The organism is Massilioclostridium coli, from assembly GCF_900095865.1.
In the GTDB taxonomy this organism is placed as follows: domain Bacteria; phylum Bacillota; class Clostridia; order Oscillospirales; family Ruminococcaceae; genus Massilioclostridium; species Massilioclostridium facile.
Genome location: NZ_FMIZ01000007.1, coordinates 1,479,788 through 1,488,228, shown reverse-complemented (window position 1 = coordinate 1,488,228; position 8,441 = coordinate 1,479,788). Strand labels below are relative to the sequence as shown.

At 46.3% G+C, this 8,441-nt stretch carries 8 protein-coding genes and 1 pseudogene; all 9 read left to right on the top strand.

Annotated features, from left to right (window positions below):
- Nucleotides 1–351 precede the first annotated feature (351 nt).
- The 9 genes and pseudogenes from tet(O) (at nt 352) to BQ2683_RS11815 (ending at nt 8,377) form a co-directional block, all read left to right on the top strand.
- On the top strand, nt 352–2,271 hold the full coding sequence (gene tet(O) / locus BQ2683_RS11850) for a tetracycline resistance ribosomal protection protein Tet(O) (RefSeq protein ID WP_055159350.1): 1,920 nt from the start codon (nt 352–354) through the stop codon (nt 2,269–2,271).
- A 51-nt stretch (nt 2,272–2,322) separates the two neighbouring features.
- A pseudogene (locus BQ2683_RS12990) lies at nt 2,323–2,512 on the top strand (cysteine-rich KTR domain-containing protein).
- 471 nt (nt 2,513–2,983) lie between these two features.
- On the top strand, nt 2,984–3,490 hold the full coding sequence (locus BQ2683_RS11845) for a sigma-70 family RNA polymerase sigma factor (RefSeq protein ID WP_069989205.1): 507 nt from the start codon (nt 2,984–2,986) through the stop codon (nt 3,488–3,490).
- A gap of 94 nt (nt 3,491–3,584) precedes the next feature.
- The gene (locus tag BQ2683_RS11840; protein WP_000323895.1) at nt 3,585–4,010 is read left to right on the top strand and encodes an RNA polymerase sigma factor; all 426 of its coding nucleotides are present in this window, start codon (nt 3,585–3,587) and stop codon (nt 4,008–4,010) included.
- 83 nt (nt 4,011–4,093) lie between these two features.
- Entirely contained in the window at nt 4,094–4,264 is a 171-nt protein-coding gene (locus BQ2683_RS13970; protein ID WP_000331638.1) for a hypothetical protein, read from the top strand.
- A 458-nt stretch (nt 4,265–4,722) separates the two neighbouring features.
- Entirely contained in the window at nt 4,723–5,748 is a 1,026-nt protein-coding gene (locus BQ2683_RS11830; RefSeq protein ID WP_001170964.1) for an AAA family ATPase, read from the top strand.
- Between the two features lie 524 nt (nt 5,749–6,272).
- A complete protein-coding gene (gene mobV, locus BQ2683_RS11825; RefSeq protein WP_001820668.1) occupies nt 6,273–7,238 on the top strand; it encodes a MobV family relaxase in 966 nt (321 codons plus the stop codon).
- 8 nt (nt 7,239–7,246) lie between these two features.
- A complete protein-coding gene (locus BQ2683_RS11820; protein ID WP_000743700.1) occupies nt 7,247–8,101 on the top strand; it encodes a ParB/RepB/Spo0J family partition protein in 855 nt (284 codons plus the stop codon).
- Between the two features lie 45 nt (nt 8,102–8,146).
- Nucleotides 8,147–8,377, top strand: coding sequence for a YdbC family protein (locus BQ2683_RS11815; protein WP_001206986.1), 231 nt, complete (start codon nt 8,147–8,149; stop codon nt 8,375–8,377).
- The last annotated feature ends 64 nt before the right edge of the window (nt 8,378–8,441 follow it).

Here is an 8,441-nt window from a genome sequence, read left to right as displayed (position 1 = left end):
CAGGGGGAAATCCTGCCGCTTTTTCTGCTTTAGTTTGTCAGCTTGACAAATAAAGGGTTAAGGAATATAATTAGATTCAGTATTATACAAGGAGTTAATAAATATGCGGCAAGGTATTCTTAAATAAACTGTCAATTTGATAGTGGGAACAAAAAGTAGCAGTCCCGTTTCACTTTTAATATGGGGCTTAGTTTTTTGTACCCAGTTTAAGAATACTTTTATCATGTAATTTTATATGCCCGAAAACATATAAGTGTTTTGGGGCTATTGGAGTTATTTACCCAGTGATAGGAGTATTTATCACTGGGTATTTTTATGCCCTTTTTTGGGTGTTGATAGGAGGAAAATCACATGAAAATAATTAACTTAGGCATTCTGGCTCACGTTGACGCAGGAAAGACAACATTAACGGAAAGTTTATTGTATACCAGTGGTGCAATTGCAGAACTAGGGAGCGTAGATGAAGGCACAACAAGGACAGATACAATGAATTTGGAGCGTCAAAGGGGAATCACTATCCAGACAGCAGTGACATCTTTTCAGTGGGAGGATGTAAAAGTCAACATTATAGATACGCCAGGCCATATGGATTTTTTGGCGGAAGTATACCGTTCTTTATCCGTATTAGACGGAGCAGTATTATTAGTTTCTGCAAAGGATGGCATACAGGCACAGACCCGTATACTGTTTCATGCACTACAGATAATGAAGATTCCGACAATTTTTTTCATCAATAAAATTGACCAAGAGGGGATTGATTTGCCAATGGTATATCGGGAAATGAAAGCAAAGCTTTCTTCGGAAATTATAGTGAAGCAAAAGGTTGGGCAGCATCCCCATATAAATGTAACGGACAATGACGATATGGAACAGTGGGATGCGGTAATTATGGGAAACGATGAACTATTAGAGAAATATATGTCAGGGAAACCGTTTAAAATGTCAGAACTGGAACAGGAAGAAAACAGGAGATTCCAAAACGGAACGTTATTTCCCGTTTATCACGGAAGCGCTAAAAACAATCTGGGGATTCGGCAGCTTATAGAAGTAATTGCCAGTAAATTTTATTCATCAACGCCTGAAGGTCAATCTGAACTATGCGGGCAGGTTTTTAAGATTGAATATTCAGAGAAAAGGCGGCGTTTTGTTTATGTGCGTATATATAGCGGAACATTGCATTTGAGGGATGTTATTAGAATATCTGAAAAAGAGAAAATAAAAATCACAGAGATGTGTGTTCCGTCAAATGGTGAAATCGTCCCGGCTGACCATGCCTGTCCGGGAGAAATTGTTATTTTAGCTGATGATACTTTGAAACTGAACGACATTCTGGGAAATGAAAAACTCCTGCCTCACAAAACATGGATTGATAATCCCATGCCATTACTTCGGACAACGGTAGAGCCGCAAAAGCCGGAGCAAAGGGAAGCCCTGTTAAATGCCCTCGCAGAGATTGCTGATACAGACCCTCTTTTGCATTTTGACATTGATACTGTTACACATGAGATTATACTTTCTTTTTTGGGGAATGTGCAGATGGAAGTCATTTGTGCCATCCTTGAGGAAAAATATCATGTGGAGGCAGAAATAAAAGAGCCTACTGTTATATATATGGAAAGACCGCTTAGAAAAGCAGAATATACCATCCACATAGAAGTCCCGCCAAATCCTTTCTGGGCTTCTGTCGGGTTGTCCATAGAGCCGCTCCCTATTGGAAGCGGAGTGCAGTATGAAAGCAGAGTTTCACTTGGATATTTAAATCAATCGTTCCAAAATGCGGTTATGGAGGGGGTTCTTTATGGCTGCGAGCAGGGGCTGTATGGATGGAAAGTGACAGACTGTAAAATCTGTTTTGAATATGGATTGTATTATAGTCCTGTAAGTACCCCCGCAGACTTTCGGCTGCTTTCCCCTATCGTATTGGAGCAGGCTTTAAAAAAAGCAGGGACAGAACTATTAGAGCCATATCTCCACTTTGAAATTTATGCACCGCAGGAATATCTCTCACGGGCGTATCATGATGCTCCAAGGTATTGTGCAGATATTGTAAGTACTCAGATAAAGAATGACGAGGTCATTCTGAAAGGAGAAATCCCTGCTAGATGTATTCAAGAATACAGGAACGATTTAACTTATTTCACAAATGGGCAGGGAGTCTGCTTGACAGAGTTAAAAGGATACCAGCCAGCTATTGGTAAATTTATTTGCCAACCCCGCCGCCCGAATAGCCGTATAGATAAGGTTCGGCATATGTTCCACAAGTTAGCTTAACAGCTTGCAAAAGTCATATAAAATGAGATTTGAAAGGATTAGAGACTAATTATGATGAAATGCGAATGGATATTGTGTCCTGTTTGTGGGAGCAAAACCCGTAATAAAATTAGGAAGGACACTGTTTTGGAGAATTATCCCCTTTATTGTCCAAAATGCAGACAAGAAAGATTGATTAAAGTTGACAACTTGAAGATAACTGTCATCAAAGAGCCAGACGCTTAAGACGCAGAGCCGATGAAATTGTGGAACAATTCACGAATCATCGGCTCTTTTTGTTTCGTATTTGAAAGAACAAACTCACCAAATAAAAAAAACGATATTCGGGTGGGTTATTTTGTTATACCCTAAATTACCCTCTGAATTTGTTTTTAAATTTGGAGGGATTTTTTTATGTCCTTTTTTCGGGCAGTTATCTATCTGCTCATACGAAGCAAAATTTATCAATACATAGCATATCAGAGAACGGCAGGAAACCAGTTAAAAAAATTTCTGCCAGTGCAACGGTACTTCTCACCTTGAAAGTAGAAGTACAATCTCCATACAATAGAATTACTATTTCCTATAACCGTAAAGGTCACAGAGCCTTTGCGGTTTTTCTTTTGTCGATTTTTGTTGGAAAGTGCCGTAGGGCTGTTTCTGATATGCGGTGTCGTTCTCCGCCTCTCCATCTGGATTTTTTACATTTCAAAAATTCAGATGGGAGGTATTTATGGTGAAATATGCACCAAGAAAGGTATATATCAGAGAAAGTGGCGGCTATGTGGAATTATCCTACACGGAGTTCTGCCGTTGCAGGGAATCCGACCAGACCTATATGGACAAGCTGTTTATCCCCATCTGTCTGCTTGAAGTCGTGAGGGAGCAATACACAGACTTCTACCGTGACAAGGAACGGTGGCGTTATCTGCAAAAATTAGATACAAAGAATAGACTGCTATCTCTCGACGGATTTACGGACAGCGAGGGGAATCCTCTGGACTTTATCACTGATGAAGCGGTGGACATTGCAGAAACCGTTGTCAATGCGGTCATGGTGGACAGGCTGAAAGCCGCCCTGCCTTTGCTGTCGGATAGTGAACAGGAGCTGATACAGGCAATCTTTTTTGACGGACTTTCCGAGCGTGAAGTCGGGGCGAGGTTGGGCATAACCCAGAGCGTTGTAAACAAACGCAAAGCCAGAATCCTAATAAAACTAAGAAAGATAATAGAAAATTAAAATTTAAGGCGTTCAGCCCCCTTGTTTTTTCCTTTGGGAAGATGAGGGGGCTTTTCTCTGCCCTCTCAATCAATTCTGATTGGAGGAAGTAAGAATGGCATACAACCACGGACGGGAGGACAGGAAATGGCGTATCTGGAAAGAAGCGGAGGAAAAGCTGCTGCGTGAGTGCGGCGTTGATGAAGCGACCATTGAGCAGATACGCATGGCGGACAGGGCAGACTTCAATTCCAACAGGCGGTTTTACCGATGGACGAATGACGTTGCGGAATATCTTGAGGACATGGCAGGCAGGGAGCGGCAGGCGGAAGTGGGTACGGTTGCGGAGTTACTGGAAGAGATTGAGAGCGAAAATCTCTATCAAGTATTAGTCACGGTGGACGGGCGTACCTTGAAAATCGTCCTGCTGAAAATGCAGGGGTATTCCACAAAGGAGATTGCCCCGCTTGTGCATTTGACGACTGGTGCCATCTATGCGAGGTTAGACCATCTGCGGAAGAAGCTGCGGAAAATTTTATAGCTTCTAAAACAGCCTGCCATCCTGCGGGCTACTGGGTGAGGGATGGAAATCCCCTCACTCATTTTTTGCAGGAGGACAACAGGATGGCATACAGGGTTAAGGCATACACGCTTCGGGAGGAATCCACGGAAAGCGGCACAAGGTATTTTATCAGCTTTAAGGACGGGCAGGGCAAATCCCACGAGTTGGAAGTGTCGGAACAGTTCTTTATGGAGTTTCGGCAGATGGAGCGCAGGAACAGGAATCTTTTCTAATGGGACGAGCGGCACAGGGAGTTTAACGAGGTATGGGACGAAACCCTTTACAGACGGGCGTTGCGTGTGCCTAAGAGCCTTGATGAACGCATGGTTGAGGAAGAACGGAATGAAACGCTCTATAAGGCGGTTGGGAGCCTTCCAGAGATACAAAGGCGGCGTTTCCTGCTCTACTACGAGTATGAGTTCAATTTTTACCAAATCGCCGCTATGGAGCATTGCACCGCTTCGGCAATACAGAAATCTGTTGCGATTGCAAAGGAGAAAGTAAAGGCGGAAATTGAAGAAATATCTCCAACCGTGACCGACACCGCCCGAAAAAGAAATCTGTTTTTTATTTGTGTGGGATTGGCGGCATTACATACTCTCACTTTTTTCCGTGGGAGTAAATCTATTTTTAAGGAGGTCAACGCCTATGTGCAACGAAAACAAAGACACCGCCCGAAAGGAGGAAAGCCATGCAGAAGTTACAGACAGTCAACGCCGAAACGCTCCTTTATGAACCGCTTGAGAAACCATCCTTTGTGGTGGACAGCCTTATCCCGACAGGCTTATCGCTGTTCTGCGGCTCACAGAAGATAGGCAAAAGCTGGCTCATGCTGAAGCTATGCTTATGCGTGTCGCAGGGAATCCCTTTATGGGATATGCCGACAATGGAGGGCGATGTGCTTTACCTCTGCCTTGAGGACACGTTCTGCCGCATACAGGACAGGTTATTTCGTTTGACGGACGAAGCAAGCGGGCGGCTCCACTTTGCCGTGGCAAGCTGCAAGCTGTCAGACGGTCTTATCGTGCAGCTTGAAGATTATCTGAAAGATTACCCAGACAGCAGGCTCATTGTCATTGATACCTTGCAGAAAGTCCGTACAGCTTCAAAAGACAATGCCTATGCAAGCGACTATGGGGACATCTCCCTCATCAAAGACTTTGCCGACAGGCACTCTCTGGCGGTCATTGTCGTACACCACATCCGAAAGCAGAATGACAGCGACGTGTTCAACAAGGTGTCTGGGACGACAGGATTAACGGGGAGTGCGGACGCTACCTTTGTTCTGGAAAAGGAGAAACGTGCGTCTGACACCGCCAAGCTGTATGTGACGGGCAGGGACACGCCTTATCAGGAATACACGCTGCGTTTCCGTGATTGCCGTTGGGAGCTTGTGGAGCGGAAAACGCAGGAGCAGCTTGCGAAAGAAACGATACCAGATGTCCTTTTTCGGTTGGTGGATTTTATGAGGGATAAGGAAGAATGGATAGGCACGGCAACGGAACTGTTAGCCGCTATGGGGGAAACGGAAACCATACCCACGGTGATTACGAAATGGCTGAATGAATACCGCACCACATTTTTAAGCGAGAACCGTATCTGCTACCAGTACAGCCGCAGGAAAGACGGCAGGCGGATTGCCCTTGCAAGGAGGGCGGGTGACAGCGGTGATGGTGGTGACAGCGATATTAGGATACCCCCCTGTTACTGTCATTGACGCTTAAAGCCATGTAAAGCTGGCGGCTCTGCCCTGCGGGTGACAGCAGTGACGGTGGTGACAGTGATTTTAGGATACCCTGCCGCTGTCATCCCTACGGGAGAACACCCCGTAAACGCAAAATGCAGGCGTGAGATTTACTCGCCCTTTTCGGTCGTGTAAAACCACCCCTGCGGTCAGAAAAATCATTCCGATTTTTCCGACTGCGTTTACAGGGTGTAACACACTACACTTTGCCCTGCAAAGTCGTGTGCCAGACGTTCCCTCTGGACTCCCTTAAGGCAGGGCTGTGCCCTGCTATCCTACGCCTTACGGCTTCGGATAAAAGAATGGCGGCATGACGGTGACGGCTCTTGCGAGGGGGGTATCCCAAAAACACCGTCATCATCGACATGACCGTCATGCAGGGGGTGAGGGTGACAGTTGCGGCAGTCGGCAGGGGGTATCCCAAAACTGCTGTCACCACCGTCACCGCTGTCACCCCAAAGGACGGTCACCCGCCGAAAGAAAGGAGGAATCCGCCTATGCCTTATGCAATCCTGCGTTTCCAGAAACGAAAAGCGGGCGGCGTTGCGGCTTGTGAACGCCACAACGAGCGGAAGAAAGAAGCCTACAAAAGCAACCCAGATATAGATATGGAACGCTCTAAAAACAATTACCATCTCATAGCACCACCAAAGTACACCTACAAGAAAGAGATTAACCGCATGGTAGCCGAAGCGGGGTGCAGGACAAGGAAAGACAGCGTGATGATGGTGGAAACGCTCATCACAGCTTCACCAGAATTTATGAACCAGTTACCGCCCGAAGAACAAAAAGCGTATTTCCAGACGGCTCTTGACTTCATTTCGGAGCGTGTTGGAAAGCAGAATATCCTCTCCGCTGTCGTCCATATGGACGAGAGAACGCCCCATATGCACCTCTGCTTTGTGCCGATTACGCCAGACAATAAGCTGTCAGCGAAAGCTATCTTAGGCAACCAGAAATCATTATCCGAGTGGCAGACCGCCTACCATGAGCGGATGTCCTCACGGTGGAATCAGCTTGAACGGGGGCAGTCCTCAATGGAAACCAAGCGGAAACACGTCCCCACATGGCTCTATAAATTAGGCGGCAGGCTTGATAAACAGTATGAAGAAATCGTGTCTGCCCTATCCGACATCAACGCCTTTAACGCAGGGAAGAAAAGGGATAAAGCGTTAGATTTACTCTCTGCATGGCTGCCAGACGTGGAGAAATTCTCTAAGGAAATCGGGAAACAGCAGGCGTATATCGACAGTTTGAAAGAGAGAATTGGGCAGGAATCAGACTATGCGGGGCGTATGCGTGATGAAAAGTACGAGCAGGAACTAAAGGTGCAGAAAGCGAATCAGAAGATATTTGAATTGCAGAGAACCAACGAGCAGATGGGGCGGCTGCTGTCAAAAATACCGCCCGAAGTGTTGGAAGAATTGCAGAAAAATCATAGAAGCAGAGCGAAAGAAAGGTAGATATGTGAATGAAGAAACAGGATTTTAAGGTGTTAAAGACCAAAGACTTGTACCCGTTCCCCGACAATCCGTTTCATGTGGCAGAAGATGAAACACTGTCAGAGTTAGCGGAAAGCATCAAGGAATTTGGCATTGTCACGCCGATAATCACACGCCCGAAAGAGGACGGGGACGGTTATGAAGTGATTGCAGGACAGCGGCGTGTCCGTGCTTCTGAACTTGCAGGGATAAATACCGTGCCTGCGTTTGTCCTGCCCTTAGACCGTGACCGAGCCATCATCACCCTTGTAGACAGCAATTTGCAGCGTGAGAATATCCTGCCATCGGAGCGGGCGTTTGCTTACAAGATGAAATCCGAAGCCATGAAGCGGCAGGGTTTCCGCACAGACTTAACCTCGTCACAAGTTGTGACGAAGTTGCGGACGGACGACAAGGTGGCACAGGGCTTCGGCGTGGGCAGGATGACCGTGCAGCGTTTTATCCGCCTGACGGAACTGATACCGCCGATTTTGCAGATGGTGGACGAGGGGAAAATCGCCCTCACGCCTGCGGTGGAACTGTCCTTCTTGAAGAAAGACGAGCAGGAAAACCTCTTTGCCACGATGGAGAGCGAAGAAGCAACGCCCTCACTCTCACAGGCACAGCGGATGAAACAGTTAAGCCAGAGCGGGCGGCTTGACATGGATACGATATTTGCGATTATGACGGAGGAAAAGGGCAACCAGAAAGAAACCTTGAAAATCAACACAAGCAAGCTGAAAAAATACTTTCCGAAGAACACAACGCCGAAGCAGATGGAGGAAACCATCATCAAACTTTTGGAGCGTGAGTTGCAGAGGAAACGCAACCGTGACAGCCGCTAATCTTCTTTTTTCGGGAAGTAAATACAGAGAGTTGAGGTATGGAGAATGAGAGAAATCCAGTATGAAATCGTAAAGGAAATCGCAGTATTGTCTACGGGCGACAGTGGCTACACAAAGGAAATCAATCTCATTTCATGGAATGGGAAAGAGCCGAAGTATGACATCCGCAGCTTTTCCCCGAACCGTGAAAAGTGCGGCAAGGGAATCACGCTGAACGCTGATGAAGCGGCGGCACTCCTTAAAGCATTACAGAAAGAATTAAACAGCGAGGATTAATGGTATCTGATTGGCAGGGCGGGGACATTTCCAAACTCTTCCCTGCCCTGTCTGGAAAGGAAGA

Bases quoted from the DNA above. Each gene is read 5' to 3' on its own strand.
- BQ2683_RS11840 (WP_000323895.1), top strand. From the start codon at position 3,585: ATGGCATACAACCACGGACGGGAGGACAGGAAATGGCGTATCTGGAAA.
- BQ2683_RS13970 (WP_000331638.1), top strand. From the start codon at position 4,094: ATGGCATACAGGGTTAAGGCATACACGCTTCGGGAGGAATCCACGGAA.
- BQ2683_RS11845 (WP_069989205.1), top strand. From the start codon at position 2,984: ATGGTGAAATATGCACCAAGAAAGGTATATATCAGAGAAAGTGGCGGC.
- BQ2683_RS11820 (WP_000743700.1), top strand. From the start codon at position 7,247: ATGAAGAAACAGGATTTTAAGGTGTTAAAGACCAAAGACTTGTACCCG.
- mobV (WP_001820668.1), top strand. From the start codon at position 6,273: ATGCCTTATGCAATCCTGCGTTTCCAGAAACGAAAAGCGGGCGGCGTT.
- BQ2683_RS11830 (WP_001170964.1), top strand. From the start codon at position 4,723: ATGCAGAAGTTACAGACAGTCAACGCCGAAACGCTCCTTTATGAACCG.
- BQ2683_RS11815 (WP_001206986.1), top strand. From the start codon at position 8,147: ATGAGAGAAATCCAGTATGAAATCGTAAAGGAAATCGCAGTATTGTCT.